Source organism: Halovenus aranensis, from assembly GCF_900100385.1.
Classification (GTDB): domain Archaea; phylum Halobacteriota; class Halobacteria; order Halobacteriales; family Haloarculaceae; genus Halovenus; species Halovenus aranensis.
The window spans coordinates 90,374-105,787 of sequence record NZ_FNFC01000011.1; the positions used below are offsets into that span (position 1 = coordinate 90,374).

Here is a 15,414-nt window from a genome sequence, read left to right on the forward strand (position 1 = left end):
AGACCTCCGACGGCGCTTGTCTCCGGTGAGGCGGCCCTCGTAGAAAACGATGTTGCCCTGTTTCGCGGCCGTGGCAAGTCACCGGATAACCGTGACAGACGCGGGTGAGCGTTCGACCACTCGCTCGGCGACACTTCCCAGAAAGAACCGCTCCAAAGCGGACTGGCTGTGACTCCCGAGGACCACGTGGTCGATATCGTCGTCAATCTGTTCGAGAATCACCCGCGATGGTTTCCCGTGTTCGAGAGTAGTCACCACCTCGGTGCCGTGTTCGGCCGCCAACTCCTCGGCCTCGGACAGATGTGTTCGGCCCTCCTCTTCGCGCTTCTCGTAGATATCACCCAACTTCATTCCGACCGTCCGCTCGGGCTGGTACGTGACCGACGTATCGACCACGAACAAGACGAGCAACTCCTCGTCGGCGAACGTCTCGCAGGCAAACGACAGCGCGTCGCGAGCGTTGTCAGACCCATCGAACGGAACCAGTATTCGTGACATAACACCACACATTCAGAGAAATACCCGCTTTGCTTATATAAATACACACACTTTTATATCGAATACTGCTGTGCGTCTACAATATGGTTGAAGCAACGGTCTGGTCGGTCGTGCCGCCGCTTGTTGCGATTGGGCTGGCAATCATCACGCGGAAGGCAATACTGTCGCTGTTCCTCGGCATCTGGTCTGGCGCAGTTCTGTACACCGGTAACGTCGGTATTATTCAGACGTTCGACTGGATAGTCGCCGCGATACTCGCAGACGAGGGGTTCCACGTCCGTATTATCCTCTTTACGCTGTTGCTCGGGTCTGGCGTCGCGATGATATGGCGCCTCGGTGGTGCAGTTGCGATACGAAACTGGGCGATGACCCGAATTGACTCCCAGCGCACGGCCGGGCTGATGGCCTGGGGTCTCGGGACCGGCTTCTTTTTCGACGACTACGCCAACACAGCTATCGTCGGGAGCACGATGAAAGAGATTTCCGACAACCTCCGTATCTCGCGGGAAAAACTCTCCTATCTCATCGACTCGACCGCAGCGCCGGCGGCGACACTCGGCATCTCCTCGTGGGTCGCCTTCCAGATATCGATGATCGAGCTGGGCTACGAGGAGACCGGCCTGCCCGAAGAAGAGATTCCTGGCGGATTCAGCGTCTTTCTCGAGGCGTGGCCGTTCAACATGTACTCGATTCTGGCGATTGTGATGGTCTTCGTCATCGTCGTCACACAGCGGGATTTCGGCGAAATGCTGTTTGCCGAGCGTCGCTCGGCGACCACCGGGAAAGTCAACCGCGACGGCGCGCGGCCGATGCAGGACGTGGAGGGTGACCTCGGGAAGCCGAACGTCGACGACCCGAAAATCGCGACGTTCGTCGTCCCGATACTCGTCCTCGTCGTCGGCGTACTCGGCGTCGCGGCCTGGACCGGGAACGTCTTCCAGGGCGCTGGGGTCGAGGAGTTCAGCGACAACGCCGACTTCACGCTCGCGTTGTTGCTCGGCTCGTTCGGCATGGTCGCCTCGTCGTACGTCCTCGGGTACGCCTACGGCATCCTCTCGCTGGGCGAGAGCGTCGACACGACCATCGACGGCTTCGGCATCATGCTGACGGCAGTGACGATTCTGGTGTTGGCGTGGTCGCTGGGCGAGACGGTCTCTGCCCTCGAGACGGGACGGTTCGTCTCCGAGCAAATCGACGGCCTCGTCGGCGAGAATCTGTTGCCGGTAATCGTCTTCCTCGCAGCCGCGTTCACGGCCTTCTCGACTGGCTCCTCGTGGGGCACGATGTCGATTCTTACGCCGATTGCGATACCGGTTGCCTGGGATATCGCGGCCAGTCACGAACTCGTTGCGGTGATGGTCGGGATGATATTCTCCGGCGCAATCTTCGGTGACCACAGCTCGCCGATTTCGGATACGACTGTCCTCTCTGCGACGTTCAGCGGGGCCGACCTCATCGACCACGTTAGGACACAGCTGTACTACGCCGTCACCGTGGCGCTGGTCGTCATCGTGCTGATGCTCATCTGGGGCTTTACCGGAGTGACGCCGTGGCTACTCTTGCTTCTCGGTATCGGGATGGTTGTCGGGCTGGTCTATGGGCTCTCTACGCTCCAGACGAACGTCTTCGACATCGAGCCGATACAGGAGCCAGAGTACGAGGAGATATCACAGGACCAGTAGCGCCGGCTACCGAATGACGTTCGCCTCCAGATTTCGTGGGAAATAGGTCAACTGCTCGGTGCCGTCCTCGGTCACTGCGACCGTATCGGAGTGACGATACCCCGCGTTGTCGGTGTAGATGCCGGGCTCGATGGTGTAGACGTGGCCGGGCTCCATGACGGCGTCGGCCGCGTCTCGGCTGTCGCGTTCCTCGCAGTGGGTTCCCCACCCGCGGTCGATATAGGGCGGTTCGTGGGCACCCATCCCGATGTTGTGGCCGACGTGGTGCTGTGCGAGGTCGGTGATGCCCTGTTCCTCGAAGTACGACCAGACGGCGTCGTCGACGGCGGCGAGTTCGACTCCCGGCCCCATCTCCTCGATAGCGATGCGCTGGGCTTCGAGCATCAGTTCGAAGTAGTGTTCGTCCTCGTCGCTGACCTCACCGACGAACATCGTCCGTTCGAGTTCCGAGAAGTAGCCGTCGACGTTCGCCGAGGCACCGGTAATCAGCACGTCGCCTTGCTCCAGACGCCGATTTGCGGTGTGGCCGTGGGGGAGACGCGTCTGTGGCCCGGAGATGAACCCAGCGTGGGCAGGTCCGTCGCCGCGGACCGTCGCCACGTACCGGTCTCCGAGCGTATCGAGTATAGCCCGCGAGGCACGCAGCGAGGCCCGCTGACTGACTGTCGCCGGGTGTGTGCCCGGTTCTGTCTCGTCGGCCAGATACCGGTGGGCGAGGTTCCCCCAGCGCGCTGACTCGCGGATGAGGTCGATTTCGGCGTCGGATTTGGCCCAGCGCATCCGGTCGACCCACGACTGCGTGTCTACGTCGACGTACTCTGTCAACGGCGGTCCCTCGTACCCCATGACGCCAGGTGCGCCCTCGCCGTCGGCGAGGACCGTCGTCACGTCCAGTTCCGAGAGCATCCCCGCTATCGTCTCGATTGGACGCCCCTGTGGATAATCGAAGTAGGTGTGGACTCGGTCGATGTGGTCGTTGTCGGCGATGCGCTCGCGTTCGAGTCGGGGAACGGTGATAGCGACTGTCTCCTCGGTCACCGCCAGCATGGCGGGCCGTTCGGTCTGGATGTGACCGAATCCGGTCAGGTAGCCAATACTCGTCGCGCCGAACCAACCGGCGGCGTCGGCGTCGGTCTCGGCGAGTCGTTCCCGAACCGCCTTCAGGCGGTCGTCGTACTCGCTGGCTGGCAGCTCCGTCGACAGGTCTGCAGGTGCTGACATATCCGCTGTTCGGCCGACTGGGTTCTAACCCTTTTGCCGGAGACAGAACGAGTGGCCTATTCCGCTGAAACACATACCTCCCCTCGAAATGTTGTTCGATTCAACGTCGCTGCAGGGGTTGACGCTCGACAACCGTGTCGGTCTGGCGCCGATGACGCGGGTAAGTGCGACGGCCGACGGATGTGCGACCGACGAGATGGCGCAGTACTACGCGAAGTTCGCCGACGGCGGGTTCGCGTTTCTCGTCACAGAGGGAGTCTACACCGACAGCGCCTACAGCAAGGGCTATCTGAACCAGCCGGGGCTGGTCACAGACGACCAAGTCGACGCGTGGGAACAGGTTGTCGACGCCGTCCACGACGCCGGCTCGCCCATCTTCGCACAGCTGATGCACTGTGGCGCACAGAACCAGGGGATGCCGCCGTCAGAACCCCAGGAGACTATCGCGCCGTCACCAGTCCAGCCGGAGGCCGAGAAGTCCGAGGCCTACGGCGGGAGTGGGTCCTATCCCGTGCCCGAGCAGGCCACCCACGACGACCTCGAAACGGCGCGTGAGGGGTTCGTCTCGGCGGCCACGAATGCCGCCGAGGCCGGCTTCGACGGCGTCGAGATACACGGCGCAAACGGCTACTTCCTCAACGAGTTCCTCTCCTCGACGATGAACCAGCGTGACGACGAGTACGGCGGTGACCCGGAGGCGCGCGTCCGGTATCCGGCCGAAGTCGTCTCCGCAATCGCCGAGGCCGTCCCCGAGGATTTCGTCGTCGGCATCCGGGTCTCACAGACGATGGTGACCGACACCGACCACCAGTGGGACGAGGGCGAAGACGCCGCGGCAGTGTTCTTCGAGGAACTGTCGGCCGCCGGGGCGGAGTTTATCCACACGACAGAGCCGGACGCGACGGTCGCCTCGTTCGGCGAGGACGGCCTCACGCTCGCAAAAGCGGCTGTCGAGTACGTCACCGACGACACGGTCGTCATCGCAAACGGTGGACTGGGAACCCCGGCGGCCGCGCGCAGTGCACTCGAAGACGGTGCAGACCTCCTGACGCTCGCGACGGGCGCACTCGCAAACCCCGACTGGCCACAGCGAGTCGCCGACGGCGACGAACTGACCGAGTTCGATTATCGGGAGTTCCTGCGGCCGGAAGCGACTATCTCTGAGCACGAACTCACACTCGAGGACTAGGCGAGACCCGGGGGTGGTCCATGCAGTCGTCTATTCCGGTGTCACGTCGACGTGGTCGAGCATCCACTCGACGTGGTCGTGGAGGCGCTGCTCTCCCGCTGTCGTCAGCGCGTACACGTCGTGGATGCCCTCTGTACGTGTCTCGACGAAGCCGGCATCTTCGAGGGCATCGAGAGCGCCGTAAAACGACTTCGGGTCGATGCGTGTGTCGTACAGCGATTCAAGTCGAGATTTGAGCGCCTGTGCCTGCCGTGGCTCGTCGGCGAGCAACACACAGATATCTCGGCGGCGGCCGCTCTGGAGAAATCGTGGCATACCGGACACACTCGCGGCGGTGGCTTGTGTATTTCGACGGAGCCGTCTCCAGTCGGGAGAGCCATCCCAAGACCTATGCAGATGAGCATCTACCTCTCGTGTATGAGTACCAAACCGCCGGACCCTGCCTTCGACGAGCAGGAGTTACTGCCGGCTATCGCCCAGGACGCCGACTCCGGTGAAGTGTTGATGCTCGCGTACGTCTCCCAGGAGGCGCTCGAACGGACCACCGAAACCGGGCTGGCACACTACTACTCCCGGAGCCGTGACGAACTCTGGCAGAAAGGCGAGACGAGTGGGAACGTCCAGCACGTCGAGGAGGTCCGGGTCGACTGCGACGGCGATGCACTCCTCTATCTCGTCGACCAGGACGGTGGCGCCTGCCACACGGGCTATGAATCGTGTTTCTACCGGACACTCGACGGTGATGTCGTCGCCGACCGTCTCTTCGACCCGGACGATGTCTACGAGTAACCGCCCGACAGAGCCCGACCTCGTCGCAGAGCTCGACGACCTCGACAGCCGGTACGAGCAGGCCGTCGAGCGCGTCGAGGAGTTCGGTGAGGCCGACCTGCGAGAGCTGGCGGATGTCTACGGGCAGTTTACCGACGTACTCGACCGGTTCGAGGAGGACGTCACCGACGACGGCGGAGACATCGAGACGAACATCCAGTTCCAGAGCGCCATCGCCGAGGTCGTCGAAGAGGTCTCGGAGGAGATGCTGCTCGCCGAGGTCTTCGAGGAGTGCGACGAGATGCTCCAGCAGCGGTGGTTCCACGAGTCCGACATCAGGGAGGTGCGCGAACAGCTCGAACCGGTCGCAGACCTCGTCTCACGCCTCGAAGAGCGCGACGAGATACTCGACTCCTACCGCAAGACGCGGCGGGACATCCGGTATCGGATTCGCGAACTCGACGAGCACATCACAGACCTCGAACGGCTGGCCCGCCTCGCCGACGCGGACCTCGATGCGCCCACAGAGACGTTACGCGAGCCAATCGAGACGTACAACGACGCCGTCACCGACGCCTTCGACTCGTTCACGCGAGAGGCGTCGACGCGGGAGGTGTTCGACTTTCTGGACGCGATGACCGACTACCCGCTGGTCCCTTTCGAGAAGCCCGACGCGGAGCTTCTCGAATACGTCCGAGAACATCCCCCGGGCGAGGAGTCGATTCCGACGCTGCTCGAGTACGCAGACTACTCGGAGTCGAAGCTCTCACACTACGTCGACGAGCCGAACACGCTCACCCGCGTCGTCGGCCGGAAACAGACGTATCTCGACGGGCTGGACGGTGGGCCGCTGACAGTCTCGTGGCCGCCGCCAGCGGCCGAGGAACTCCAGTATCGCTGTCGCGAGCTGACCGCCGCAGTCAACCGCTTCGCACCGGACGTGGTCGAGCAGCTTCGCGAGGTTGCAGCCCTCCCCCGGACGACCGACTACGAGCGGATTCGCGACGCCGCGGTTGTCCGCGAAGACCTCAGCGAGGAGGAACGCGAGCGCATCCGAAGCGACGATATCGAAGCGGAACTGTCGGCGGCACGCACGGAGCGCGAGACCCTCGAACACGCCCTCGAAGGCTACCCCGACCGGTAGTCAGAAGATATTCGCCTGCTGATAGACCGAGATTCCCTCGTCGGTCATCTCGTAGGGTTTCTGCTCGCGGGAGTGGTTGGCGTTCCGAATCTTCTGGATTTCGACCGCCAGTCGCGTCTCCTGTGTCTCGCCGCGGACGTACTGGAGGACGAACACCGCATCGGTGAGATACTCGATGATGCCGTGTCGAGAGGCATACGCGTTCGACTCGCTGGCTTCGCTCGTGAGAAACGTCGTCACGCCGGCCTTTTTCAGCGACCGGGTGAAGTCGAACACCTCGGTGCGCCGTTTTGCCTGGTCGTCGTACATCATCTCGAGCAGCGAGACGGAGTCGAGAACGAGTCTGTCCGCGCCGAAATCCTTGATGAGTTCTGGGAGCTCCGCCTGGATGTTGTCCAGGCTGTTTGCCATCTCGACGGGGTCGAGGTCGACGACGGCGAGTTGGCCCTCTCGCTCGTATCGCTCGAAGTCCCAGCCCCACTCGTTTGCAGTGGCAGTGATAGCCTCGCGGCTCTGTTCGAGTGTCATGAACACCGCATTCTCACCGTTCTTGAGACCGTGGTTCAGGAACTGGAGCCCGAAGGTCGTCTTGCCGGTCCCGGCACTGCCGATGACGACGATGAGGTGTTTCTCCGGAACCCCGCCCTGTATCATCTGGTCGAGCCCCTCGATACCCAAATCGAGGCGTGGAATCTCCGACTCGAAGTCCTCTTCGGCGAAATCGCCGTCGTCGCCGGCACCACCGAACGCGTCACCGAACCCCTCGTCGAACAGGCCGTCGTCTTCACTACTGCCAGCATTTTCGGCGCCGCCGAAGGCACCGCCCGCGCCGTCATCTGCGCCGAAATCGTCGCCGAAGGACTGACTGTCATCGTCGGAACCGACCGACTGTGTCCAGTCGGCTGACGACTCCGCCTCGCCGTCGTCTGTGCCAGCCTCATCAGTCCAGCCTGCCTCGGCATCTGTCGCCGCTGTGTCGCTGTCGTCTGCCGAGCCCCAGTCCTCGCTGTCGGTGCTGTCCTCGTCCGAGTCACGGAGGCCCTGCTCGAACCAGTCCTCGTCGTCGGAGGCCCCGTCCTCGCTCATCGCCCTGACACCTCCGCCAGCAGTTGCATACCAGACGGTTATCCCTCTCAGTGTTAAAACGTTCGCCCACCGTACGGTCGCCGTCGGGTCTGTAGCGGCCACAGCCACGCCAGCGGAACCGACTCCGACACAACGAAATAACCGGCCCTCGAAAGGCGGCGTATGGCAGACGACCACGACGACCGGCCGGCGTACGACCCGAGCGAACCGACGCCCCCAGAGCGCGAACCGCCGTACAGACAGACAGCACCACAGAGCGCGTTCACCGGAACTCAGGTCACGATTGGATGTCTCGTCTCGGTCGTCGGGCTTGCGGTCATTTTCGGCCTGCCGCTCGTGCTTGCCTGATACCGAGTCGTTACCGCCAGCGCTCTCTGAGATGTGTCTCGTCTCATGACACACCGATATCGATACCCGAATCGCCGCAATGACGCCGTGGGGATTGTTGCCGATGGCGACTGCGGATGAGAACGTTAAAGACGACCACCCCATTATCACCGAGTGCGCCCGGGTGGCTTAGCTGGTCATAGCGCCGCACTCATAGGGTTTCAATCGACGCGGCACACTCCGGCATTCCCGCGGGGCTTGCCTCGTACCTGGGACATGCGGAGATCGAGGGTTCGGAGCCCTCCCCGGGCATTTTCACACACTCACAACACCAAGCGACAGCAGCGACTGTGTGCCGAGGTTGCCACGCAGTGACCGAGCGCGTCGCGGCAACCGAAATCGTGGCCGATTAGTCGTCGACAGTCAGCGTCCCTTGAATATCGCCGTCGTCGGTGATTGCGCTGACGACGTACTCGCCCAGAGCTGGCACCTCGTCGTCACTGACCGTCGCCGTCACCCGGTCCTCCTCGCTTGGGGCGAGTGACTCGCTCGATTGCTGCTGTTCGAACAGCGTCTCGGAGGCGGCCTGATACATGAGTGCGACGGCCCCCGCGACGTGGGGTGCAGCGGCGGAGGTGCCGTTGAACCCGAACACGTCTTCGATTGGACCGCGGGCAGCCGTCGAGACGTGTGACGGTCCGGCGATGTCGATGCCCCGTCGTCCGTCCTGGGTCGGGCCCTGCGAGGAGTAGCCTTTCAGATCGCCCTTGTTTCGCTCGAATGCCAGTCCCGTCTCACCGTCGCCGCCACCGAGGTCGACCGCCTGGACCGCGGCGACCGACAGCAGGTTCGAGTCGCGGCTCAGCGCCGGAATCCCGATAGACCGTGCGTCCGTCGCCCACGGAGTAGGGATGTTGACATCGCCGAACTGTCCCCAGACATCGAAGTGGTGGTCGTCGTCGGCGTCTATCTCCTCGACTTCGAGGTAGATTGGAAGCGCCTGCGTGGACTGAACGGCTCCTGTGACGGTCTCGTCTGCCGTGGAGACGTAGCTCGAAAGCAGGTCCGAAAACCCGGGGACGCCGACAGCCACGGCTCCCGGGTCGTTCGTGACGTTGAACGTCACCTCGCTCCCATTTTGCTTCCAGTCGACGACAGGATTCGTCTCCCACTCTCCGTCGACGTTGGGGTCCTGACTCAACAGCGGCGTGCCGTCATCGGCCCGGAACTCGATTGGGTTGGCGTCCCAGGCCTCGTTCTCAATCGTAATGCGTTGCCCCTCTGGGAACTGAAGGTCGGGATTGGGACCAGAAGACGCCACGACGCTCCCCTCGGCGTCTCCCGTAACGTCGTTAACGACCCACGCGCCGTTTGCAACGTCCACCGTGACCGTCGTCTCACCTTCGAACCACTCCGCGAGCACGACGATTGTCTCCCAGGGGTTGTTGGTCTCGGACGCTTCGACCGGGTCGTCGGCCTCGGGGGTTGGATACAGTCGGGCCTCGTACACCTGGTCGTCGACGACCGGGTCAGCATCCCAGTGTGTTACCGTCCAGCCGATGTCGTTCGAGAGCGGGCTAAACATCCCGTCCCACGCGTATGCCGTCACGTCGACCGGGGTCTGGATTGGGAGTCGCGTGGATACCGGCAGGTCCGCGTCGAAGTTCGCGTCGAAATTCAGCAGGCCGTCCCCGTCGAAGACGCCGTCTCCTTGCGAGTCGTACGCATCGCCGTTTTCCTGTGGGAGCGGAATCGCACCAAGCGTCTCGTCGAACATCCAGGCCACCTCGACCGCGGCGGAGTTGCCAGCGGAGTTGACGAAAACGGAGTCCGTGTTCTCTGTGAACTCTGCGATACGGAGACTTATCGGGTCGAACCCATCGATACGAAAGTCCGGAAGAAAGCCAACCGAGAAACTCACAACGTCTACCTCTGGGAACTTTGCTTCGAGTGTGTCAAGAGCGGTGGGCAGGTTGGGCGGGTCTAGGGCCCTGAGGTCGCCGAGAACGAGGTCCGCGTCGGGCGCGATGACCGAGACGATGTCCGCGCATGCGTCCCCGTGGCCGCCCGATTCCCGGTAGAATGTGTCGAAGTCGCTGTCCTCGGGGTCGGCTCCGAGCGTTGCGATAACCTGGTCGGCGTACTGTTCGTTGTCGACATCGAACGGGGCGACGTCGAGTACCGCGACTGTCGTGTCCTCTGCGGTGATTCCCTGGGCGTGTAGGTCGTCTGCACCGAGTATCTCTCGCCCCTCTGTCTTCGGGAGGGCTGTGGTGTTGGCCGTCTCTGTGTCGTCTGCCTCGCTGGGGAGGTCGATTGGGTCCGGGAGGTCGGCCTCGGTAATCCCGTACTCGGCCAGAACGTCCTGCCAGTCCTCGACCGGTTCTCGCGGTACCTCGATGCCGTCGGGAAGGTCGAGATGTCTCACGTTCGGTCTGGGATTGCCGTGTGGTTCCGGGGACACGAACTCGTTGACCAGCCGTATCGCACTCGACTCCGCCACCTCTCTAACACGGTCGGTCGCAATATCGGCGACGACTAGCGTGTCGTAGCTGTGTACCACATCCCCACCGGCCTTCTCGACGGCCTCGACTGCCTCGTCGCGTTGGCCGGGCACTGTGTGAATCTGCAGACGGATTTGCTCACTAGTCTGGACGGTGAAGGCGTCTTCGCTAGGTATTTTTCGTTCAACTGAAACACCGATCGAGGAACGAGCATTGTCTTCGCTCATCGTTGCCAAAGTGCACATCTGCCAGTTGGTTAACTAACTGCCGATTGTGTCGATTCAATCCGTGCATTCAGAGACGGGTGCGGCCGGTATGTGCCGTATTGTCTCCGCGTCGCTTTGCACAGATACCGGTTCATACTGATTACTGCGGGTCGTTTCTCCGATATCACCGTCAGTGAGTGCTGATAGCTGACTGAGATACAGTACGGCGCAACTTCGTCGACGGCAGGTCAGATAACGCGCCGCCAGCGTCGTATAGACCCGTTGTCCAAGCGTAGGCTCTCGTTGTCGGTTTGCAGTCGGCGATTACAGAAACGGGGCCTCCCCTTTGTGAGTGATACAGGTGTCAGCGGTCAGCGACGCCGGGACCCACCAATGAAACGACGTACCTTCCTGATAGGCGCTGGCAGTACAGCTATCGGCGGCGCCGCGCTCGTGAGTTCGGGCGCGTTTAGCCGCGTCGAATCGCACAGAGACGTGAGCGTGCAGGTCACGAACGACGCAAACGCGTACCTCGGTCTCCAGCCGGGAGGCTCCCTGAACGGAGACAACTACGTCGCGGAAGACGAAAGCGGCCACATCGAAATCGACATCGGGGAGATTCCCGAAGCCGAAAACCCAATCGGCGGTTCGGGTGTCAATTCGGACTCCCTGACGTTTTTCGATAATCTCCTCACGGTCTGCAACCAGGGCACAGAGGACGCTGCGTTTTTCATCGACGCCGACGGACTCGAAACCGGCGGTGCCGAGGTCGTCTTCTACGTCGGGTCGGCCCTCGATGGCGGCGACGACACAATCAGTTCCATCACCGACGCAGACGGCGTCAGTGGGTTCGCGCCTGCGGCCCTCGAGTTGGGCGAGTGTATTAACGTCGGATTACTCGTCGATACAGGTGCTGGTAGTGACTACACGAACGCACAGACGGTCGACGCCAACCAGAGCGGACCGCTCGTCGACGGCGAGGTCACGATTGTCGCCGACGTCGACACAGAGGCCGGAGACGCAGTCGCACTCCTCTCTGAGTTAGACATCGACGGTCAGGGCCCCGCCGCCGTCGTCAACCCGGGCGACCCGTTCGACATGGCGGTGACTGTGACGAACACAGGTCGTCGTCCGGCGGCGTTCGGTGTCACGTTCGACATATCCAGAGACAGGAGCCGAGGCGATGTGCGGAGTAGCCTCTTCGAGACGGGGACTGCTATCGCAGACGACGACGTCGGCGAGCCGGCCAACACGAAAATCGGGTTCGGACAAGTCGACGCCAGCGCCGCATACGACGGTCTGACCGCGGATTGACTCGCCACAAGCAGCGTCGCATCACTGAAACAGCCGTTGCAGTGCACGGAACGCCTATATCTGTCATGGACGAAACTGTGGACGTGGCCCGAGACAGACGGGGAGTGCTTCGGGCGGGCTGTGGGTGTGTGAGTCTCGTCCTCTTTGGAGGCTGTGTCGACGACCAGCCGGAGGACGCGGCAAACAGGAGTTCGAGCGCCGCTGACGGCGGTACGGACGGTTCGTCGTCAGAAAACAAGACCGAATCGACCGCAGCCGACGGCAACACAGGCGAGGCTGACCCGACAGACAGTATGCCAGAGCGAAGTCCACTCTCGAACGGTGTCGCACAGGTAGCTGCCGCTGACAATCCGGAAGCGGTCGCCGACGCACACGACATCGAGTATCGAGACGGTGAGGTTCGCGTTCTGGTACAGCTCGAACCCGGTGGCGAGCTTCCCGAAGATAACATCAGTACGGTGATAACCGAACTCGAGGGATCAGTCACGGCCTGGGTCGCGGTCGATTCTCTCGTGGCGCTGGGTGACGACGAGAATGTCAAGTCGGTGCGACCGGTCCCCGCGACCGAGCCTCACAGTTGAGCAGAGACGTTTGCCGTCGGTGAAGCGAACGCCAGTGGGTGGGCTGGCACGCCGAATAGACACGGTACTGTCGCACGTATTACGCAGAGAAGTAGTCCCGGGAAGATTCGAACTTCCGTCGTCAGCCCCAGAAGCTGACAGGATTGGCCACTACCCCACGGGACTCCAACTTTGGATAATTCACGGGTGTATTTATGCGTGTCGAAGCAGCCGAGCGATTGTCCCGGTTTCTCGTACCACCAGCGGCGGGTCCAGACCGAGATTTATATGCCAGAACACAACCACGAACCCCATGCTCTGAGTCCGCACCGCGAAGCGACACGCGGGAGTCCGACACATCGCTTCGCGTCTGTAGGTCGTGTCGGCTGTTCGCCATCCGGACGACGGAACAGTACTGTGAGGCCGCGTGGCGTCACAACATATCGACACCTACATGCTCCGGGGCTAGAGAACGATAGAGCATGTACGTTGGACGATTCGTCGTCGTCGGCCCGACTGTCGGCGCGTACCGTGTCTCGTCGCGGTCGTTCCCGAACAGAGCGGCAACAAAGCGGGACGACACCATCACCGTTGGCCCCACACCGGACGCGCCAGAAACCGACAATCCCTATATCGCGTACAACTGCGTTCAGGTCACCGACCGGGGCGCAGTTATCGGAAACGGGTCCCACGTCGACCCAATCGCCGAGAAGCTCGCGCTTGGCTATCCCGCGCGTGATGCGCTGGCTGAGCCACTGCTCGCTCTCGATTTCGAGAAAGACGACTACGACACACCGCGAGTAGCGGGTATCGTCGGCGTGAGCGACGACCCGACGGCGACAGAAGTTCCGGCCGGCTACGTCGGGATAGTCCGCCGGGATGGCCTCGTCGTTGAAGCAGTCGACGAACCGACCCTGGTTGCCACCTACGAACGCGACAGCCCGGAATCGTTCGACCTGACGGCCGACAGCGCCGCCGGCGCTGCCCGAGAGCTGTATGGCCACGAGTTCGAACACGCTGTGTGTGCAGCAGGTGTCGAGGTAACCGACGACGGGTTCGAGACGGCCGTCGTCAACGACAGCAAGTAGCACCCGGCGGGCCAGACGGCAAAGCGGTGCGGCCACCGCAGCGTGGACGGGTTGCCAGGTGTGACTCAGACCAACAGACAGCGCCTGTCGTGCCAAACGAGGGGATTTATTCTGTCGGCGCTCCGTATCCAGGGTATGGAAGCCGACCCTTCGCCCCAGGATTTCCGCGACCTCATGCTCGAAGAGGAGCCGGGTCTCGAAGAAGTGTTGACCTGCGTGTTTGGGATTCAGCGCCACGAAGCCCGCACCTACGAGGCATTACTCGACAATCCGGGCAGCACCGTCGAGGAGCTCGCAACTGAACTCGACCGCGACCGGAGCAACGTCAACCGTTCACTGTCGACGTTGCGGGAGAAAGAACTAGCAGACCGCGAGCGCCGGCTCCTCGACGGCGGCGGTCACGTCTACCAGTACAGCCCGACGCCGCTCCCGGACGCCCGAGAGTTGATGCACGAGACGCTTGACGCGTGGGCGGGCTACGTCCACGACCGCATCGAGGAGTTCGGGGACGACTGAGAGGCACCTGATTTTTATCGGTCCCGACCGACGTGTCGGTAATGACCAGTCAGTCCCACTTCGACCTGAGCGGCGAGGAACCCACCTGCGCGACTGAGGGAGTCTGGCTTTCGTGTATCGCCTGCGGCGAGGAGTTCGCGCCCTTCGAGACGGTCCGGTACGTCTGTGACGACTGCGACGGACTGCTCGAAGTCAGATACGCCGACCTGCCAACCTGGGAGGACTTCGACGGCCGTGGCGTCTGGCGGTACGACGCGGCCCTCCCCTTCGAGACGGGCGTCTCGCTTCCAGAAGGGGCGACGCCACTACACGACGTGCCACGTCTGGAGTCCTCGATTGGCGTCGACCGGTTGCGAGTCAAACACGAGGGTATGAACCCGACCGGAAGCTTCAAAGATAGAGGGATGACCGTCGGCGTCCGCGTCGCAGAACAGATGGGAGTCGAGCGGTTGGCGTGTGCCTCAACGGGGAACACGAGCGCTGCGCTCTCGGCGTATGGCTCGCGTGCCGGCCTCGAAACGCTCGTGCTTCTTCCACAGGGAAAAGTCGCCGCCGGCAAGGTCGCGCAGGCGAGTCTTCATGGTGCACGCATCTTGGAAGTCGACGGCAACTTCGATACCTGTCTCGATATCGTCGGCGACCTCGCTGAGCGTGGCGATGTCTATCTGTTGAACTCGCTCAATCCGTTCCGGCTGGAGGGACAGAAGACAATCGGGCTGGAGATACTCGAACAGTTCCGGGACGAAGAGGAATCCTATCCGGACCGAATCGTGCTTCCGGTCGGCAACGCTGGCAACACCGCCGCACTCTACAAGTGCCTTCGTGAACTCGTGGCAAGCAGTGCACTCGGAGACGCCGATATGCCGAAGCTGACCGGTGTCCAGGCAGAGGGGGCCGCTCCGATGGTCGAGGCAATCGAAGACGGGAGAGCGGAGACGCGTCGCTGGGACTCTGTCGAGACGAGTGCGACGGCAATCCGCATCGGCAACCCCGTCAACGCCCCGAAGGCACTCCCCGGTATCCGCGAAACCGGCGGGACTGCCGTCGCGGTCACCGACGGCGAGATTAAAGCCGCACAGCGCGAGCTTGCCAGAGAAGGCGTCGGCGTCGAGCCGGCATCTGCAGCGTCGATTGCAGGCCTTCGTTCACTTCGCGAGGAGGGCGTCGTGACTGCCGACGAGCAGGTCGTCTGCCTCACTACTGGACATCTCCTCAAAGACCCCGAAGCCGCCGTCGAGGCAGGGACCGAGCCAGAGGCAGTGCCGGGGACGACACAGGGTGTTCGAGACTATCTCGAGCTGAAGTAATCGG

At 62.4% G+C, this 15,414-nt stretch carries 15 protein-coding genes and 2 tRNA genes; 11 read left to right on the forward strand and 6 right to left on the reverse strand.

Annotated elements, in window-relative coordinates:
- Positions 1-78 precede the first annotated feature (78 nt).
- Positions 79-498 (reverse strand): universal stress protein, encoded by a 420-nt coding sequence (locus tag BLR34_RS12060; protein ID WP_176765312.1) that lies wholly within the window; start codon positions 496-498, stop codon positions 79-81.
- Positions 499-581: 83 nt separating this feature from the next.
- Here BLR34_RS12060 and BLR34_RS12065 point away from each other — a divergent pair, with 83 nt between their 5' ends.
- On the forward strand, positions 582-2,180 hold the full coding sequence (locus tag BLR34_RS12065) for a Na+/H+ antiporter NhaC family protein (RefSeq protein ID WP_092703367.1): 1,599 nt from the start codon (positions 582-584) through the stop codon (positions 2,178-2,180).
- A 6-nt stretch (positions 2,181-2,186) separates the two neighbouring features.
- Here the strand turns inward: BLR34_RS12065 and BLR34_RS12070 are convergent, their stop codons facing one another.
- Positions 2,187-3,383, reverse strand: a complete 1,197-nt coding sequence (locus BLR34_RS12070) for a M24 family metallopeptidase (protein WP_092703445.1) — start codon at positions 3,381-3,383, stop codon at positions 2,187-2,189.
- 106 nt (positions 3,384-3,489) lie between these two features.
- On the opposite strand from BLR34_RS12070, the gene BLR34_RS12075 reads away from it, so the two are divergent.
- On the forward strand, positions 3,490-4,590 hold the full coding sequence (locus BLR34_RS12075) for an oxidoreductase (protein ID WP_092703369.1): 1,101 nt from the start codon (positions 3,490-3,492) through the stop codon (positions 4,588-4,590).
- Between the two features lie 30 nt (positions 4,591-4,620).
- On the opposite strand, the gene BLR34_RS12080 is transcribed toward BLR34_RS12075, so the two are convergent.
- On the reverse strand, positions 4,621-4,905 hold the full coding sequence (locus tag BLR34_RS12080) for a PadR family transcriptional regulator (protein WP_092703371.1): 285 nt from the start codon (positions 4,903-4,905) through the stop codon (positions 4,621-4,623).
- A gap of 102 nt (positions 4,906-5,007) precedes the next feature.
- Here BLR34_RS12080 and hisI point away from each other — a divergent pair, with 102 nt between their 5' ends.
- Both hisI and BLR34_RS12090 read left to right on the forward strand, forming a co-directional pair.
- A complete protein-coding gene (gene hisI, locus BLR34_RS12085) occupies positions 5,008-5,379 on the forward strand; it encodes a phosphoribosyl-AMP cyclohydrolase (RefSeq protein ID WP_092703447.1) in 372 nt (123 codons plus the stop codon).
- Positions 5,366-6,502: a DUF7118 family protein gene (locus BLR34_RS12090; protein ID WP_092703373.1), complete on the forward strand. Its 1,137-nt coding sequence runs from the start codon at positions 5,366-5,368 to the stop codon at positions 6,500-6,502. Before hisI ends, BLR34_RS12090 begins: the two co-directional genes overlap by 14 nt.
- Here BLR34_RS12090 and BLR34_RS12095 read toward each other — a convergent pair whose 3' ends face one another.
- Complete coding sequence (locus BLR34_RS12095) at positions 6,503-7,588, reverse strand: KaiC domain-containing protein (RefSeq protein ID WP_092703375.1); 1,086 nt, start codon at positions 7,586-7,588, stop codon at positions 6,503-6,505. It abuts the gene before it with no gap.
- Positions 7,589-7,750: 162 nt separating this feature from the next.
- On the opposite strand from BLR34_RS12095, the gene BLR34_RS12100 reads away from it, so the two are divergent.
- Entirely contained in the window at positions 7,751-7,936 is a 186-nt protein-coding gene (locus tag BLR34_RS12100; RefSeq protein ID WP_092703377.1) for a DUF7550 family protein, read from the forward strand.
- Between the two features lie 157 nt (positions 7,937-8,093).
- Positions 8,094-8,227: transfer RNA gene (locus tag BLR34_RS12105), tRNA-Met, on the forward strand.
- A gap of 97 nt (positions 8,228-8,324) precedes the next feature.
- On the opposite strand, the gene BLR34_RS12110 is transcribed toward BLR34_RS12105, so the two are convergent.
- A complete protein-coding gene (locus tag BLR34_RS12110; RefSeq protein WP_176765313.1) occupies positions 8,325-10,532 on the reverse strand; it encodes a S8 family serine peptidase in 2,208 nt (735 codons plus the stop codon).
- A 486-nt stretch (positions 10,533-11,018) separates the two neighbouring features.
- Here BLR34_RS12110 and BLR34_RS12115 point away from each other — a divergent pair, with 486 nt between their 5' ends.
- Complete coding sequence (locus BLR34_RS12115; protein ID WP_092703381.1) at positions 11,019-11,939, forward strand: hypothetical protein; 921 nt, start codon at positions 11,019-11,021, stop codon at positions 11,937-11,939.
- Positions 11,940-12,004: 65 nt separating this feature from the next.
- Positions 12,005-12,520: a hypothetical protein gene (locus BLR34_RS12120; protein WP_092703383.1), complete on the forward strand. Its 516-nt coding sequence runs from the start codon at positions 12,005-12,007 to the stop codon at positions 12,518-12,520.
- Between the two features lie 92 nt (positions 12,521-12,612).
- Here the strand turns inward: BLR34_RS12120 and BLR34_RS12125 are convergent.
- Positions 12,613-12,685, reverse strand: a tRNA-Gln gene (locus tag BLR34_RS12125).
- A 296-nt stretch (positions 12,686-12,981) separates the two neighbouring features.
- Here BLR34_RS12125 and BLR34_RS12130 point away from each other — a divergent pair.
- The 3 genes from BLR34_RS12130 to thrC all read left to right on the forward strand — a co-directional run bounded on the left by BLR34_RS12130 (position 12,982) and on the right by thrC (position 15,410).
- Positions 12,982-13,587, forward strand: coding sequence for an IMP cyclohydrolase (locus BLR34_RS12130; RefSeq protein ID WP_092703385.1), 606 nt, complete (start codon positions 12,982-12,984; stop codon positions 13,585-13,587).
- Between the two features lie 135 nt (positions 13,588-13,722).
- The gene (locus BLR34_RS12135; RefSeq protein ID WP_092703387.1) at positions 13,723-14,103 is read left to right on the forward strand and encodes a helix-turn-helix domain-containing protein; all 381 of its coding nucleotides are present in this window, start codon (positions 13,723-13,725) and stop codon (positions 14,101-14,103) included.
- Positions 14,104-14,144: 41 nt separating this feature from the next.
- The gene (gene thrC, locus BLR34_RS12140) at positions 14,145-15,410 is read left to right on the forward strand and encodes a threonine synthase (protein ID WP_092703390.1); all 1,266 of its coding nucleotides are present in this window, start codon (positions 14,145-14,147) and stop codon (positions 15,408-15,410) included.
- Positions 15,411-15,414: the final 4 nt, after the last annotated feature.